This is a genomic window from Pantoea sp. X-Soil-TKNS-1280, assembly GCF_059730475.1.
The window spans coordinates 3,308,422-3,324,298 of the sequence record NZ_AP035962.1 but is presented as its reverse complement, the minus strand read 5'-3'; the positions used below and the strand labels follow the sequence as shown (position 1 = coordinate 3,324,298).

The 15,877-nt window shown below is 52.0% G+C and carries 18 protein-coding genes and 1 other annotated feature; of the genes, 11 read left to right on the top strand and 7 right to left on the bottom strand.

Annotated elements, in window-relative coordinates; translation table 11 throughout:
- The first annotated feature begins 16 nt into the window (after positions 1 to 16).
- Both gshA and luxS read left to right on the top strand, forming a co-directional pair.
- Positions 17 to 1,621, top strand: coding sequence for a glutamate--cysteine ligase (gene gshA / locus AC6I8X_RS15435; protein ID WP_299460418.1), 1,605 nt, complete (start codon positions 17 to 19; stop codon positions 1,619 to 1,621).
- A 150-nt stretch (positions 1,622 to 1,771) separates the two neighbouring features.
- Complete coding sequence (luxS, locus tag AC6I8X_RS15430; protein ID WP_084876445.1) at positions 1,772 to 2,287, top strand: S-ribosylhomocysteine lyase; 516 nt, start codon at positions 1,772 to 1,774, stop codon at positions 2,285 to 2,287.
- 61 nt (positions 2,288 to 2,348) lie between these two features.
- Here luxS and AC6I8X_RS15425 read toward each other — a convergent pair whose 3' ends face one another.
- The gene (locus AC6I8X_RS15425; protein ID WP_299460422.1) at positions 2,349 to 3,635 is read right to left on the bottom strand and encodes an HlyC/CorC family transporter; all 1,287 of its coding nucleotides are present in this window, start codon (positions 3,633 to 3,635) and stop codon (positions 2,349 to 2,351) included.
- A gap of 13 nt (positions 3,636 to 3,648) precedes the next feature.
- Positions 3,649 to 4,449 (bottom strand): cytochrome C assembly family protein, encoded by an 801-nt coding sequence (locus tag AC6I8X_RS15420; protein WP_208716237.1) that lies wholly within the window; start codon positions 4,447 to 4,449, stop codon positions 3,649 to 3,651.
- A gap of 166 nt (positions 4,450 to 4,615) precedes the next feature.
- Here AC6I8X_RS15420 and ffh point away from each other — a divergent pair, with 166 nt between their 5' ends.
- The 5 genes from ffh (at position 4,616) to rplS (ending at position 8,125) form a co-directional block, all read left to right on the top strand.
- A complete protein-coding gene (gene ffh, locus AC6I8X_RS15415; RefSeq protein WP_299460425.1) occupies positions 4,616 to 5,977 on the top strand; it encodes a signal recognition particle protein in 1,362 nt (453 codons plus the stop codon).
- A 142-nt stretch (positions 5,978 to 6,119) separates the two neighbouring features.
- Positions 6,120 to 6,368: a 30S ribosomal protein S16 gene (gene rpsP / locus AC6I8X_RS15410; RefSeq protein WP_013510204.1), complete on the top strand. Its 249-nt coding sequence runs from the start codon at positions 6,120 to 6,122 to the stop codon at positions 6,366 to 6,368.
- Positions 6,369 to 6,386: 18 nt separating this feature from the next.
- Positions 6,387 to 6,935, top strand: a complete 549-nt coding sequence (rimM, locus tag AC6I8X_RS15405; RefSeq protein WP_299460428.1) for a ribosome maturation factor RimM — start codon at positions 6,387 to 6,389, stop codon at positions 6,933 to 6,935.
- Between the two features lie 35 nt (positions 6,936 to 6,970).
- Entirely contained in the window at positions 6,971 to 7,735 is a 765-nt protein-coding gene (gene trmD / locus AC6I8X_RS15400; protein WP_299460494.1) for a tRNA (guanosine(37)-N1)-methyltransferase TrmD, read from the top strand.
- Between the two features lie 42 nt (positions 7,736 to 7,777).
- A complete protein-coding gene (gene rplS / locus AC6I8X_RS15395) occupies positions 7,778 to 8,125 on the top strand; it encodes a 50S ribosomal protein L19 (RefSeq protein ID WP_299460431.1) in 348 nt (115 codons plus the stop codon).
- 67 nt (positions 8,126 to 8,192) lie between these two features.
- Here the strand turns inward: rplS and AC6I8X_RS15390 are convergent, their stop codons facing one another.
- A complete protein-coding gene (locus AC6I8X_RS15390; protein WP_497840060.1) occupies positions 8,193 to 8,714 on the bottom strand; it encodes a GNAT family N-acetyltransferase in 522 nt (173 codons plus the stop codon).
- Between the two features lie 299 nt (positions 8,715 to 9,013).
- Between AC6I8X_RS15390 and AC6I8X_RS15385 the strand changes: the two genes are divergently transcribed.
- The gene (locus AC6I8X_RS15385) at positions 9,014 to 10,093 is read left to right on the top strand and encodes a 3-deoxy-7-phosphoheptulonate synthase (protein ID WP_084876418.1); all 1,080 of its coding nucleotides are present in this window, start codon (positions 9,014 to 9,016) and stop codon (positions 10,091 to 10,093) included.
- A 6-nt stretch (positions 10,094 to 10,099) separates the two neighbouring features.
- A complete protein-coding gene (gene tyrA / locus AC6I8X_RS15380) occupies positions 10,100 to 11,221 on the top strand; it encodes a bifunctional chorismate mutase/prephenate dehydrogenase (RefSeq protein WP_084876417.1) in 1,122 nt (373 codons plus the stop codon).
- A gap of 33 nt (positions 11,222 to 11,254) precedes the next feature.
- Here the strand turns inward: tyrA and pheA are convergent, their stop codons facing one another.
- The 4 genes from pheA to bamD form a co-directional block, all read right to left on the bottom strand.
- The gene (gene pheA, locus AC6I8X_RS15375) at positions 11,255 to 12,418 is read right to left on the bottom strand and encodes a bifunctional chorismate mutase/prephenate dehydratase (RefSeq protein ID WP_313689658.1); all 1,164 of its coding nucleotides are present in this window, start codon (positions 12,416 to 12,418) and stop codon (positions 11,255 to 11,257) included.
- Positions 12,419 to 12,440: 22 nt separating this feature from the next.
- Positions 12,441 to 12,565 (bottom strand) — a sequence feature (Phe leader region).
- Positions 12,517 to 12,564, bottom strand: coding sequence for a pheA operon leader peptide PheL (pheL, locus tag AC6I8X_RS15370; protein ID WP_100703679.1), 48 nt, complete (start codon positions 12,562 to 12,564; stop codon positions 12,517 to 12,519). (Overlaps the previous feature by 48 nt.)
- Before the next feature lie 98 nt (positions 12,566 to 12,663).
- A complete protein-coding gene (gene raiA / locus AC6I8X_RS15365; protein ID WP_021507319.1) occupies positions 12,664 to 12,990 on the bottom strand; it encodes a ribosome-associated translation inhibitor RaiA in 327 nt (108 codons plus the stop codon).
- A 268-nt stretch (positions 12,991 to 13,258) separates the two neighbouring features.
- Positions 13,259 to 13,990, bottom strand: a complete 732-nt coding sequence (bamD, locus tag AC6I8X_RS15360) for an outer membrane protein assembly factor BamD (protein WP_208716228.1) — start codon at positions 13,988 to 13,990, stop codon at positions 13,259 to 13,261.
- 130 nt (positions 13,991 to 14,120) lie between these two features.
- Here bamD and rluD point away from each other — a divergent pair, with 130 nt between their 5' ends.
- Both rluD and yfiH read left to right on the top strand, forming a co-directional pair.
- The gene (rluD, locus tag AC6I8X_RS15355) at positions 14,121 to 15,101 is read left to right on the top strand and encodes a 23S rRNA pseudouridine(1911/1915/1917) synthase RluD (RefSeq protein ID WP_084876414.1); all 981 of its coding nucleotides are present in this window, start codon (positions 14,121 to 14,123) and stop codon (positions 15,099 to 15,101) included.
- Positions 15,098 to 15,826, top strand: a complete 729-nt coding sequence (yfiH, locus tag AC6I8X_RS15350) for a purine nucleoside phosphorylase YfiH (RefSeq protein ID WP_313689901.1) — start codon at positions 15,098 to 15,100, stop codon at positions 15,824 to 15,826. The genes rluD and yfiH overlap by 4 nt, the downstream gene beginning before the upstream one ends.
- Positions 15,827 to 15,877: the final 51 nt, after the last annotated feature.

The window sequence follows — 15,877 nt, the reverse complement described above, 5'->3', positions numbered from 1 at the left end:
GGCTACGGTTAACATTATGCTGAACAAAAATAAATTATTCGCACAGCGGGAGGTTAATGTGATCCCGGACGTATCAAAAGCGCTCTCCTGGCTGGAAGCGCATCCCGACGCGTTAAAGGGTATCGGCCGTGGTATTGAACGCGAAACCTTGCGTGTCAACCCGGATGGTCATCTGGCAACGACCGGGCACCCAGAGTCTCTGGGTTCAGCGCTGAAGCATGATTGGATTACTACCGATTTTGCCGAGACGCTGCTGGAGTTCATCACGCCTGTAGATCAGAACATCGATCACATGCTCAGTTTCTTGCGCGATATTCACCGCCACGTGGCGCGTGAGCTGGGGCAGGAGCGCATGTGGCCCTTTAGCATGCCGTGCATTATTGACGATGCCGATAACATCGAGCTGGCGCAATACGGTAGTTCCAACATTGGCCAAATGAAGACACTGTATCGCCAGGGGCTGAAAAATCGCTATGGCGCGTTGATGCAGACGATCTCAGGTATCCATTACAACTTCTCACTGCCGCTGTCGTTCTGGCAGGAGTGGGCGGATGTCAAAGATGCGGAAAGTGGTAAAGAGACCATTTCTGCCGGTTATCTGCGCCTGATCCGTAACTATTATCGCTTCGGCTGGGTTATCCCGTATCTGTTTGGTGCTTCGCCGGCAATTTGCTCGAGCTTCCTGCAAGGCCGCGAAACCAATCTGCCGTTTGAAACGAACGACAAAGGGACCTTGTGGTTGCCGTATGCAACCTCCTTGCGCCTGAGCGACCTTGGATATACCAATAAATCGCAAAGTGGGTTGGGTATCACCTTTAACTCACTGGATGGCTATGTTGCGGCGCTAAAAGCTGCGATCAAAACGCCATCGGAAGAGTATGCGGCCATGGGTACTAAAGATGCCGATGGTAACTGGCTGCAGTTAAATACCAATGTGCTGCAGATTGAGAACGAGCTGTACGCGCCGATTAGGCCGAAGCGTGTGACACGTTCCGGTGAAGCACCGTCGGATGCGCTGCAACGTGGCGGCATTGAATATATTGAAGTCCGTTCGCTGGATATCAACCCCTTCTCAGCGATTGGCGTTGATGCGACCCAGGTGCGTTTCCTCGATTTGTTCCTGATTTGGTGTACGCTGGCCGATGCGCCGGAAATGAGCGCAGATGAATTGCTGTGCAGCCGTAAAAACTGGAATCGAGTGGTGCTGGAAGGCCGTAAGCCGGGGCAGGTGATTGCCGTGGGTTGCAGTGAAACGCAGCATACGCTGGTTGAGGTAGGTAAGGCCCTGTTTGCTGATTTGAGTCGCGTAGCAGAAGTGCTCGACAGCAATCATGGCAGCACGCAATATCAACAGGTTTGCGATCAACTGGTGGCATCGTTTGACGATCCTGAGCTAACCTATTCGGCGCGTATCCTTCATGCAATGAAGGAAAATGGTTTGACCGGGACCGGAGTGGCGTTGGCTGAACAATATCGTCATTTGTTATGCGAAGAGCCGTTACAGGTTCTGAGTGAGGATGACTTTACTCGCCAGGCGCAGGATTCAGTGCTCGCGCAAGAGAAGCTGGAACAGAGCGATACGTTGGATTTTGCCAGCTACCTCGCCAGCCGGGAAGGGTAAAAAAGAAAAGGCCACATCACTGTGGCCGAATTAACATCTCTGTTGTCAGGGATGATGATAACAAATGCGCGTCTTTCATGTATTCAGACGTTGGGCGAACAGAAAAGTTTCATCGTTTTAAAAAAAATTCTCAAAACAGGAGGTGACAATATGCCACTGCTGGATAGTTTTACTGTAGATCACACCATCATGGCGGCGCCCGCAGTACGCGTAGCAAAAACCATGAAAACTCCTCATGGCGATACCATCACCGTTTTTGACCTGCGTTTCTGCCGGCCGAACAAGGAAATCCTGACTGAGCGCGGCATCCATACGCTGGAGCACCTCTTCGCTGGGTTTATGCGTAATCACCTGAATGGTGAAGGCGTGGAAATCGTTGATATTTCGCCGATGGGTTGCCGTACCGGCTTTTATATGAGCCTGATTGGCACGCCGGACGAGCAGCGTGTGGCAAAAGCGTGGAAAGGGGCGATGGAAGACGTTCTGAAAGTAAAAGAACAGAACCAGATCCCGGAATTGAACGAATATCAATGTGGTAGCTACAAACTGCATTCGCTGGATGAAGCGCAGCAGATTGCCCGCAACGTGCTGGCAAGCGAGATCGGCGTTAACTACAACGAAGATCTGAAACTGCCGAAAGAAAAACTGCAAGAACTGCATATCTAGTTTTTTGCTGATGCAGAAAGAAAAATGCCGCGATAATCGCGGCATTTTTTTATGCTTCAGTTCAGGAACCGATGGAAGACTTTAGCGGTGTATGCGGCGTAATACGTGCCTGTTTCACCATGTTGTCCTGCACATCAAGAATATCAATATCGTACTTACCAATTTGTACCTGGGTGCCAACCTGAGGGATTTCTTCCAGCACTTCCAGCAGCATACCGTTGATGGTACGGGCTTCTTCCTCCGGTAATGACCAGTTGAAGGCCTTGTTGATTTCACGAATATTTGCACTGCCTTCAATCAGAACAGAACCGTCGTTCTGCGGCATGACCTCTTCGGCCAGCGTCGGAGACATTGAGGTGGTGAAATCGCCAACAATGTCCTCAAGAATGTCTTCGATGGTGACCAGACCTTTGATATCGCCATACTCATCCACCACTAAACCCACTTTCTTCTTATTGCGCTGGAATTTAACCAGCTGCACGTTAAGTGGGGTACCTTCCGGCACATAGTAGATTTCATCGGCGGCACGCAGCAGTGTCTCTTTGTTAAATTCTTTTTTCTCGGTCATCATGCGCCAGGCTTCACGGACCCGCAGCATGGCGACGCAATCATCCAGCGAGTCGCGGAATAATACGATACGACCATGCGGTGAATGACTGAGCTGACGAACAATCGATTTCCAGTCGTCATTAATGTTGATGCCGACAATCTCGTTACGCGGCACCATGATGTCTTCAACGCCCACCTTTTCCAGATCCAGCACTGACAGCAGCATATCCTGATTACGGCGTGACATCAGGCTGCGTGATTCATGGACGATGGTGCGTAACTCTTCCTTACTTAACGCCGAACTGATGGAGCCATCCGTTTTGATACCAACCATGCGCATCAGAATGCGTGTAATGGTGTTGAGCAGCCATACCAATGGCAGCATCACATATTGCAGTGGAGCGAGCAGGAAACTACTGGGATAAGCGACCTTCTCCGGATAGAGCGCGGCGATGGTTTTGGGCAGCACTTCAGCGAACACCAGCACCACAAAAGTCAGTACGCCGGTTGCTATCGCGACGCCAGCATCACCGTATAAACGCATGCCGACGATAGTGCCTAACGCCGAGGCGAGGATGTTGACCAGGTTATTCCCGATCAGCACCAGACTGATCAGTCGATCTGGCCGACGCAGTAATTTTTCGACGCGCCGTGCGCCGCGCTGCCCGTTTTTAGCCTGATGGCGCAGCTTGTAACGATTGAGCGTCATCATGCCGGTCTCTGAACCGGAGAAATAGGCCGAGACCAGCACCATGATGACCAGGGTGATGATCAGCGTGGTGGTTGAAACATGTTCCAACGCAAAAATTCCTTTAGTGAGACGATTGAGTTAGCAGGTGCTGCAGTACACGGCTGCCGAAGTAGGCCATGGTCAGCAAAATCGCACCGCTGCAATTGAACCAGACGACACGGCGACCGCGCCAGCCTTCGTGGTAGTGTCCCCAGAGCAGAACGATATAGACGAACCAGGCAATGATTGAGAGTACCGCTTTGTCCACATTCTCGGCGCTGAACAGATTGTGCATATAGAACAGACCGGTGCACAGCACCAGCGTCAGCAGCACGACGCCAACCTGAGTGATGTGGAACATTTTGCGCTCAATGGTGAGCAGCGGTGGCATATCCTGGGTGAACGCCAGCTTTTTATTTTTTAACTGGTAGTCAATCCACGCCAGCTGCAACGCATAAAGGGCGGCAATGATCAGGGTGGCATAGGCAAACAGCGACAGGCCGATGTGAATCATCATGCCCGGCGTGGTTTCCAGATGGGTAATAAACGCATTGGGCACGAAAGTGGCAAAGGCCAGATTAATCAACGCAAAGCTGTAAACGATAGGTAGCAGCAGCCAGCCACGATTGCGTGACGCCACGATGGTCATAATCGAACAGATCAGCAGGCTCACCAGCGAACCTATGTTCAACAGGCTGAGATTTTGGCCGTTATCGACGGCAAAAATACGCTGTTGCAACGCGATGGCGTGGGCAATCAGCGCCACACAGGCGGAAAGTACCGCAAGGCGTCGCCAGCCACCGTTGCGTTTCAACAGGCTGGGTATGATCAGAGCAAGGCTGATAGAGTAGGCGAACAGCGCCACGATCGCAGAAACAAACATAGATCCTGTCAGGTGTCGGTCAGATAAGGAAAAAAGCAGTATAACGTTAGCCGCATCAGGCTCCAAACGATCTGAAGGGCAATTGCAGAGATCGGCCTGGCTTCGTGTTATAATCCGCCGCATTGTGTCGCCCTGGCGGCCTCGCTATGTTTTTAAGTGAGAGAGCATGTTTGATAATTTAACCGATCGTTTGTCGCAAACCCTGCGCAATATTAGCGGCCGCGGAAGGCTGACCGAAGACAACATTAAAGACACGCTGCGCGAAGTGCGTATGGCGCTGCTGGAAGCGGATGTTGCGCTGCCAGTCGTACGTGAATTTATCAACCGTGTGAAAGAGCGCGCGGTTGGTCATGATGTGAACAAGAGCCTGACCCCAGGTCAGGAATTCATCAAAATTGTTCGCAATGAGCTGGTCGAGGCGATGGGTGCAGAAAATAATGCACTCAACCTGGCTGCTCAGCCGCCGGCCGTCGTATTGATGGCGGGTCTGCAGGGTGCGGGTAAAACCACCAGCGTTGCCAAGCTGGGTAAATTCCTGCGTGAGAAGCACAAGAAAAAAGTACTGGTCGTTTCTGCTGACGTCTATCGCCCGGCGGCGATCAGACAGCTGGAAACGCTGGCGCAGCAGGTTGGCGTGGATTTCTGCCCGTCTGACCTGAGCCAGAAGCCTGTCGATATCGTGAATAACGCGCTGAAAGAAGCTCGTCTGCAATTCTACGACGTTCTGATCGTGGATACCGCGGGCCGTCTGCACGTTGATGAAGCGATGATGGACGAAATCAAGCAGGTACATGCCGCGATTGATCCGGTAGAAACCCTGTTTGTTGTTGATGCCATGACGGGTCAGGATGCCGCGAATACCGCGAAAGCATTTAATGAAGCGCTGCCGCTGACCGGTGTGATTCTGACCAAAGTCGATGGTGATGCACGTGGTGGTGCGGCGTTGTCGATTCGCCATATTACCGGCAAGCCGATCAAATTCATGGGTGTTGGTGAGAAGACTGAAGCCCTGGAGCCGTTCTACCCAGATCGTATTGCATCGCGCATCCTGGGTATGGGCGATGTGCTGTCGCTGATTGAAGATATCGAAAGCAAAGTTGACCGCGAGCAAGCGGAAAAGCTGGCGAAGAAACTGAAAACCGGCGATGGCTTTGACCTTAACGATTTCCTTGATCAGCTAAAGCAGATGCGCAACATGGGTGGGATGGCAAGCCTGATGGGCAAGCTGCCTGGCATGGGCCAACTGCCGGATAATGTGAAATCGCAGATGGACGATAAACTTCTGGTGCGTATGGAAGCCATCATCAACTCGATGACACGCAAAGAGCGTGAGAAGCCGGAAATCATTAAAGGCTCACGCAAACGCCGTATCGCTCTGGGTTCAGGCATGCAGGTGCAGGATGTTAACCGACTGCTGAAGCAGTTCGATGACATGCAGCGCATGATGAAGAAAATGAAGAAGGGCGGCATGGCGAAAATGATGCGCAGCATGAAAGGCATGATGCCGCCAGGATTCCCCGGTCGCTAAGGCGACCGGTAAAATGCCGGAAAAGTGAGATGCTCAGGTTGCTTTTTGCGCCAAAATGAGTAGAATTTTCGGGCTTTATATATTGCACCCGGGCCCCGTTCCTCGATGGGGCCCGGTTGTTTTATTAACTAATGAGGATGTTATGGTAACTATTCGTTTGGCACGTCACGGCGCGAAAAAGCGTCCGTTCTATCAGGTCGTCGTTACTGACAGCCGCAATGCTCGTAACGGTCGCTTCATCGAGCGCGTAGGTTTCTTCAACCCGATCGCTGCTGGTCAGGCTGAAGGTCTGCGTCTGGATCTGGACCGTATTGAGCACTGGGTTGGCCAGGGCGCAACGCTTTCTGATCGCGTTAACGCGCTGATCAAAGAAGCAAAAAAAGCAGCTTAATCTGTCACGGTGGTGAGCATGAGCAGAAAACCTGCCGCACAGCCTCCCGCTAACCCAATCGTATTGGGGAAGATGGGTGCCGCTTACGGCATTCGGGGCTGGCTCAAAGTGTTTTCTTCCACCGAAGAAGCCGAAAGTATCTTTGACTATCAGCCCTGGTTGATTCAGCACGCCGGTCAATGGCAGCTGGTCGAACTGGAGGGCTGGAAGCACCACAATCAGGATCTGATCATCAAAGTCAAAGGCATTGACGATCGGGATGCAGCGGCACAGTTAACCAATTGCGAAATTACGGTTGACTCCGCGCAACTGCCAGCGCTGGAAGAGGGTGATTACTACTGGAAAGACCTGATGGGTTGCAAAGTAGTAAACCTCGAAGGCTACGAAATGGGTAAAGTCATTGATTTGATGGAAACCGGCTCGAACGACGTTCTCGTCGTAAAGGCAAACCTGAAAGATGCATTCGGTGCACAGGAGCGGTTAATACCGTTTCTTGATGAACAGGTTATCAAGAAAGTCGATCTCTCTACTGGCACTATTGAAGTAGATTGGGATCCTGGTTTTTGACCTCCGGATCAACCGGTAACGTAACGGCGAACGCGATGTGGATTGGTGTTATTAGCCTGTTTCCAGAGATGTTTCGCGCTATTACCGATTTCGGGGTAACTGGCCGGGCAGTAAAAAATGGCCTGCTCAGCATTGAGAGCTGGAGTCCGCGTGACTTCACGCACGACCGGCACCGTACCGTGGATGATCGTCCTTACGGCGGCGGACCGGGAATGCTGATGATGGTGCAACCTTTACGGGACGCCATCTCCGCAGCGAAAGCGGCGGCGGGAGAAGGGGCCAGGGTGATTTATCTTTCACCTCAGGGGCGCAAACTTGACCAACAGGGCGTTTGCGAACTGGCGACACATCAGAAGTTGATTCTGGTATGTGGTCGCTATGAAGGGATTGATGAGCGCGTTATTCAAACCGAAATTGATGAAGAATGGTCAATCGGTGATTACGTACTCAGTGGCGGTGAGCTACCAGCCATGACGTTGATTGACTCCGTCGCCCGGTTTATACCCGGCGTTCTGGGGAAACAGGCGTCAGCCGATGAGGATTCGTTCTCGGACGGTTTGCTGGATTGCCCGCACTATACCCGACCTGAAGTGTTAGAAGGGATGGATGTACCGGCAGTATTACTGTCGGGGAACCATGCCGATATTCGCCGCTGGCGTCTGAAACAGTCGCTAGGCCGTACCTGGCTGAGAAGACCTGAACTTCTGGAAAACCTGGCTCTGACTGTAGAGCAAGCAAGGTTGCTTACTGAGTTCCAGCGGGAACATCAGCAGCAACAAAACGATGAGGCGGAAGAGTAATCTTCCCTGACTATCAGTTTACCCAGGATAAGAGATTTAATTATGAGCAACATTATCAAGCAAATTGAACAAGAGCAGATGAAACAGGACGTACCTTCCTTCCGTCCGGGTGATACCGTGGAAGTGAAAGTATGGGTCGTTGAAGGTTCTAAGAAACGTCTGCAGGCATTCGAGGGCGTGGTTATCGCTATTCGTAACCGCGGTCTGCACTCTGCATTCACTGTTCGCAAGATTTCTAACGGCGAAGGCGTTGAGCGTGTCTTCCAGACTCACTCTCCGGTAATTGACAGCATTGCTGTTAAACGTCGTGGTGCTGTGCGTCAAGCCAAACTGTACTACCTGCGTGAGCGTACTGGTAAGTCTGCTCGTATTAAAGAGCGTCTTAGCTAAGAGCTCGCGAAAGCGACATCTCAAAGTTAATAGCAAACAAGGGGTTGGCATCTGCCAGCCCCTTTTTTTATCTACGTTCTAAATGATAAATGGCGGTATTCACCGGGCCGCTTTCCAGCACGATTAACCCGTAGCGATAATCAATGAAACTAAACCCGCTGCGTTCTGCCACTGCGCGACTGGCCAGGTTATCAGCAGCGGCGAGAATTTCCAGTAACTTCACCTCGGGTGATTGAAAGCCTAATTCAATCAGCTGCGCCACCGCCCGTGTCGCGACGCCCTGGCGCTGGGCGGATGAGCGTACCCAATAACCCAGAGCACAGAACTCTCCGGGTTGGCGGGCAAAACGGAACCCAGCCCCGCCAAGCAATTGATCATTACCATCGACAATGGCGAACTCTTCGGCTTCACCTCTGGCCCGCTGAAGATGGGTGAAATTGATCCAACTGACGGCTTCATCATTACGATAGTCATCATGTGCCCACTCCATCCATGGGCTAAGGCTGGGAAGTGATGCATTCACCGCCTCGGTAAAAGCCTCTGCATCCTGCAAATTATAGGGGCGGAGATGTACATGAGGAATTGCCATAAGATCGATCCCGAAAAAGTCTATTTAACAGAATGTTAGCCCAGATGATGCCAACGAAGGTATTAAATTTCTGCAATGAGTGTAATTAATAGTTTACACCACGATGTGGTGTTGTTGAGTGTTTTTTGTTATTAAATATATGAAATAAAACAACTTTATTTGAAATTCCTTTGTTGGTTTTTATGTGTGGTAATAAAAGTGTACATCTGTGGATTGCATGATTTACGACTTATGGTAAAGTGAACGCCATCCTCAGTGAGGATCCCAACACGCATAAACGAGTAAAAAGGATCGCAATCATGCAAAAAGACGCGCTGAACAATGTGCATATCGCCGATGAACAAATTTTAATCACCCCGGGAGAGTTGAAAGCGAAATTTCCGCTCAGTGCTGCTCAGGAAGCGCAAATTGCGACTTCCCGTCAGACCATCTCCGACATCATCGCGGGCCGCGATCCGCGTCTGTTGGTGGTGTGTGGCCCTTGTTCAATCCACGATACCGAAGCTGCACTTGAATACGCCCATCTTTTGAAAACTCTTTCTGAACAGTTGAAGGATCAGCTGTACATCGTTATGCGTGTCTATTTTGAGAAACCCCGTACCACCGTCGGCTGGAAAGGGTTAATCAACGATCCTTACATGGACAACTCGTTTGATATGGAAGCCGGGCTGCACATTGCGCGTCAGCTGCTGGTTAACCTGGTAGAAATGGGACTACCGCTGGCCACTGAGGCGCTCGATCCTAACAGCCCGCAATACCTTGGTGACCTGTTCAGCTGGTCAGCGATTGGTGCACGTACTACCGAGTCGCAGACTCACCGTGAAATGGCGTCAGGTCTTTCCATGCCGGTTGGATTCAAAAATGGCACCGACGGCAGCCTTGGCACTGCGATCAATGCTATGCGCGCAGCAGCCATGCCGCATCGCTTCGTGGGCATCAACCAGGCAGGGCAGGTTTGTCTGTTACAGACCCAGGGTAACCCGGATGGTCATGTGATTCTGCGCGGTGGCAAAGCACCGAACTACGGCCCGGAAGATGTCGCGCAGTGCGAAAAAGAGATGCTGAAAGCGGGACTGCGTCCGGCCTTAATGATAGATTGCAGCCATGGCAATTCTAACAAAGACTATCGCCGCCAGCCTGGTGTAGCCGAATCGGCTATTGCCCAGATTAAAGATGGCAACCGTTCCATTATCGGCCTGATGCTGGAAAGCCACATCCACGAAGGCAACCAGTCTTCCGAGCAGCCGCGTAGTGAGATGAAATACGGTGTGTCTGTCACTGATGCCTGCATCAACTGGGACACCACTGAAACCTTGCTGCGTGAAATCCATCAGGATTTGCAGGGAGTGCTGTCGGCGCGTCTGTCACACGAGGTGTAATGAGTCATGGTGGCTGAACTGACCGCGCTACGCGATCAAATAGATGAAGTTGATAAAGCACTGCTCGGGCTGCTGGCTAAGCGGCTTGAGTTGGTAGCAGAAGTAGGTGAAGTGAAAAGCCGTTATGGCTTGCCGATTTATGTACCTGAGCGCGAAGCGAGCATGCTGGCTTCGCGTCGTCAGGAAGCTGAGGCGCTCGGTGTACCGCCGGATTTGATTGAAGATGTCCTGCGCCGCCTGATGCGTGAATCCTATACCAGTGAAAACGACAAAGGCTTTAAAACCCTGTGTCCGACGCTGCGTCCGGTGGTGATCGTCGGTGGCCGTGGTCAGATGGGACGTCTGTTTGAAAAAATGCTCACCCTGTCGGGCTATCAGGTACGTCTGCTCGACAAAGGTGACTGGGAACAGGCTGACGAGTTATTGAAAGATGCCGGTATGGTTATCATCAGCGTACCGATACATCTTACCGAGCAAATTATCGCGCAGCTGCCAACGCTACCGGAAGATTGCATCCTGGTTGATTTGGCCTCGGTGAAGAACCGTCCCCTGCAGGCGATGCTGGCTGCCCATAACGGACCGGTACTTGGCCTGCATCCGATGTTCGGCCCGGATAGCGGCAGCCTGGCGAAACAGGTGGTGGTGTGGTGCGATGGACGTCAGCCGGAAGCTTATCAGTGGTTCCTGGAGCAGATTCAGGTCTGGGGTGCGCGGTTGCATCGTATCAGTGCCGTTGAGCATGACCAAAATATGGCGTTTATCCAGGCATTGCGTCACTTCGCAACCTTTGCTTATGGTCTCCATCTGGCTGAGGAGAACGTCAATCTGGATCAATTACTGGCGCTGTCGTCACCGATATACCGGCTGGAACTGGCAATGGTCGGCAGATTGTTCGCGCAGGACCCACAGCTGTACGCGGATATCATTATGTCCTCGGAGAGCAACATCGCGCTGATTAAACGCTATTACCAGCGTTTTGGTGAGGCGATAACCTTGCTGGAACATGGAGACAAGCAGGCCTTCATCGAAAGCTTTGAACGCGTAGAACATTGGTTTGGTGACTATGCGAAACGCTTCCTGGTTGAAAGCCGTAGCATGCTACGTTCGGCTAACGACAGTCGGCAATAACAGAAAAGGGCATCCATCCGGATGCCCTTTTGCTTAGATGCGCGGCTCCACCGGCACCACATTCTCGCCCGGATAACAACCGAGTACCTTGAGTGAGCGGGTTAAACCACGCAGCTCTTCCAGCGCGCGTTGCATGCTGTCAGATTGCAGGTTGCCCTGCACATCAATGTAAAACATCTCTTCCCACGGATTGCCGTTAATCGGACGTGATTCCAGTTTGCTCATGATCAGGTTGTGCTGACGTAATACCAGTAACGCTTCAACCAGTGCACCTGCCTGCTGCCCGGTGGCCATAATCAGCGTGGTTTTGGCCGGTACCTGGTCGGAGACATCAATGGACTTGCGCGCCAGTACGATAAAACGTGTGTGGTTTTGCTGCTGGTTAGCCAGATCACGCTCCAGTACCTGCAATTGATACAGCTCGCCACCGGCTTCGCTGCCGAGAGCCGCCACTTTCGGTGAGTTCATCGCAGCCACTTTTTCCATCGCTGCAGCGGTGCTTTCGGTGTATTCGATTTTCCATTGCGGGAAACGGTTGATGAACTGGCTGCACTGCTGGAACGGTTGCGGATGGCTGTAGACAGTCTCAATTTGCTGCAAATCGGTATTGCTGCTCACCAGCACACAATGTTCGATGGGAATGGTCAGCTCGCCAACGATCGACAACGACGTCTGCTGGAGCAGGTCGTAAACGTCATTGATGGAGCCAGAGCTGGTATTCTCAATCGGCATCACCGCATAGTCAGCCTGGCCGCTCTCCACTTGCTGGATGATGTCGTGGAATTTGAGACAACCCATTTCCACCATCGAATCAAAATGTCGTGCTGCATATTTGCGTGCAGCAAGATGCGAATAGGAACCTTTCGGACCAAGGAAAGCGATACGCGGCGCCAGCGCATGGGGATGATTAAGGTTCTTTTGCAGCAATGCCTGCTGCGTCAGAACCGAATCTTCAATCACCAGCTGGAACAGACGCGTGATGTAATGCGCATCAAGCTGGTGTTTTTTTCCCAGCATAATCAAATTTTCCAGCAGGGCGCGCTCGCGCTCGACATCACGGATTGGGCGATGGGTTGCCAGTTTTGCCTGGGCAACTTCAATGGCCAGCGCGCGGCGCTCGGCCAGCAGTGTCAGCAGCTTCTCATCAACGGCGCTGATTTTGTCACGTAATGCCAGCAGTGGGTTATCGGGGGTCATAGGGCTCACCTGTAAGCTGTCCAATAAAAAAGCCTCCCGGTTGGGAGGCTTTGTTGTTCGTCTTCGCATTCATTTTCACATGACGAATCGCCTCCCAATCAGGGGAAGGTAAAAAAGAATGCGAAGAAGAACGGCAGATGTTTCATGGTGGTTTCCGAAAGTAAAGTGACCCGAGATTAACCGCACTGATTTGAGGCTGTCAATAAAAAACGCGCCCGGAGGCGCGTTGCTGAGAAAATGGGTGTTTATCCCGCAGGCGTAAAATCTTTCACACTACTGGTGGCACGACGCGCTTCGGGTTTGTGTTGCGCTTTGTTGAGCTGTCGTTCCAGCTTCGCAATCAGATCGTTGATTGCGGTGTACATATCATCATGTTTCGCGCTGGCGACCAGCGTGCCATTTGGCGTGTTAATCGTGGCGTCGGCCACAAATTCTTTCGGCTCTTTCGATAACACGATGTGCGGGTTTATCAGGTGAGTTTGCCATTTTTCCAGCTTGGCGAGACGGTCTTCGACATGGTTGCGGATAGCCGCAGTGATTTCCATTTGTTTACTGGTAATGTTCAGAATCATCATTCAAACCTCTCTGTCATTTCCGTCTGGGTAGGTCCAGCATACCGCGGAAACCGGGAAAATGTGTGATCTAAATCACGTAAAAATGTCACTTTTTGTCAATTCCAGCAAATTGTGAGAAAGGCCGGGAAAGTGGCGGAAAAAGCTTGAAGCGGAGGGGGGAACGGGGCAAGATTGACGAGTTAACCGGGTGAGAAATTTTGTTTTTAGTCTGAATTTTCACCAAAAAAAAGCAGCCAGTGAAGGCTGCTTTTTTATTTGCCATTGATCAGGCGTTATTGGCGGCAATAATTTTTGCCACTTTATCCGCTTCAGCAGTCAGTTGCAGCTGGCGATAGGCATTTTCCATCAGCGGCAGCGCTTCATGAGTCGCTTCTGCATCCGGGTAATCCTTCATCATGCCTTCTACACGGTTAACAACAGCGACATAAGCACCGCGCTTGGTATAGAATTGCGCCACTGAAAGTTCATACTTCGCCAGACGTTCTTTCAGGAAGACCAGGCGTTTCTGGGCGTCGGCGGCATACTGGCTGTTCGGGTAACCGCGCAGCAACTGAGAAAAGTCGCGGAACGCGTCACGGGCATGAGTCGGATCGCGGTCAGAACGATCGATACCGAAGAAGCCCTGTAGTGCTGAATCATCCAGTGCCATATCCGTCAGACCTTTCATGTAAATGACATAGTCGATGTTCGGATGAGTCGGATTCAGACGCATAAAGCGAGCGATCGCGGCTTGCGCCAGCGGCAGATCGGCATTTTTGTAATACGCGTAGATCAAATCCAGCTGTACCTGCTGAGAATATGGACCGAACGGGTAACGGTTATCCAGCGCTTCCAGTTGCTTAATCGCCGCTTTAAAGTTACCGTCCTGCAGTTTTTGCTGAGCTGTGGCGTAAATCTCAGACGGCGGGCTGTCCGGTACTGTGTCCTTTGAGCTGGAACAACCCACCAGTGCCAGGCTCAGTGTGGCAGCAGCCACCAGATGTTTCATACGCGTCATGACGAAATGATTATCCTCAAAGTGTTATGGCGGAAGCTGTCCGTGTAGCTCCCGGTAATGACCAGGTACGATAGCACATTATATTAAACGGCATCGCCGTGAAAACCCAACGTTAACGAAGAAGCTGTATATGGCACAACAAGTTCAACTCACCGCAACGGTGTCCGAAGCACAACTTGGACAACGCTTAGATCAGACTTTGGCGGAATTGTTCCCTGATTATTCACGTTCTCGCATAAAAGAATGGATCCTTGAGCGTCGCGTCAGCGTCAATGGCACCGTCATCGACAAACCGAAAGAGAAGGTTCTGGGCGGCGAGCAGGTGTCGATCAGCGCTGAAATCGAAGAAGAGCAACGCTGGGAAGCGCAAAACATCCCGCTCAATATCGTGTATGAAGACGACGATATTCTTGTTATCAACAAACCGCGTGGTTTAGTGGTGCATCCGGGAGCCGGTAATCCGGACGGGACTGTGCTTAACGCATTGCTTTATCATTACCCGGCGATTGCGGATGTTCCTCGTGCGGGCATTGTCCATCGTCTGGACAAAGACACCACCGGTCTGATGGTGGTGGCTAAAACCGTACCTGCGCAAACGCATCTGGTGGAAACGCTGCAGCTGCGTGAAATCACCCGTGAGTACGAAGCAGTTGCGATTGGCACCATGACCGCAGGCGGTACTGTTAATGAGCCCATGGCGCGTCACTCCACCAAACGTACTCATATGGCAGTGCACCCGATGGGGAAACCGGCGGTGACCCATTACCGCATCATGGAGCACTTCCGTGCGCATACCCGCCTGCGCTTGCGTCTGGAAACCGGTCGTACACACCAGATCCGCGTTCATATGGCCCATATCAACCATCCGCTGGTGGGGGATCCGCTTTACGGTGGTCGTCCACGTCCACCAAAAGGGGCATCTGATGAATTTATCGCAACCCTGCGTGGATTTGATCGTCAGGCATTGCACGCAACCATGTTGCGTCTCTACCATCCGATCACCGGGATTGAAATGGAGTGGCATGCGCCACTGCCGCAGGACATGGTCGATTTGATTGATGCCCTGAAAGCTGATACCGATATGTTCCGCGATCAGATGGACTGGCTATGAATGAGTTGATCATCCCGGACTGGCCAGCACCGGCGCGCGTTCGGGCATGTTCAACTACACGTCACGGTGGCGTCAGCCAGGCTCCCTGGAACGCCCTCAATCTTGGCAGTCACGTTGGTGACAATCAGGAACATGTGCTCCTTAATCGCCAGCGTTTGGTTGCTCTGGCACAGTTACCGGCGATGCCCCAATGGCTCAATCAGGTTCACGGTCAGGAGGCGGTGCGTTTACCTGCTAGCGTAGCGCTACCTGATGCGGATGCTGCGATTACGCGTGAAACGGGCGTGGTCTGTGCCGTGATGACGGCAGATTGCCTGCCGGTGCTCTTTTGTGCCAGTGACGGTAGCGAAGTGGCGGTTGCTCATGCCGGCTGGCGTGGCTTATGTCACGGTGTACTGGAGCAGACGCTGGCACAGTTTCACTGTCCCGCACAAGAGATTCATGCCTGGCTGGGACCTGCCATTGGTCCGCAGGCTTTCGAAGTGGGTGCGGAGGTGCGTTCGGCATTTATGGCGCATGACGAGCGTGCCGATCAGGCATTTCGCCCCGTCGGCGAAAAATATTTTGCTGATATCTGGTTGCTGGCACGTCAGCGCTTGCAGGCTGCTCGTGTGCGTTCAATCAGCGGCGAACAACGCTGTACCTGGCATGAAAGCGACGATTTTTTCTCCTTCCGACGCGATCGTATCACCGGGCGTATGGCAACTTTGATTTGGCTGAGATAACCTTACGCCACAAGACGATCCAGTTAGCGTATTTTTTGCTCACAACTCAGG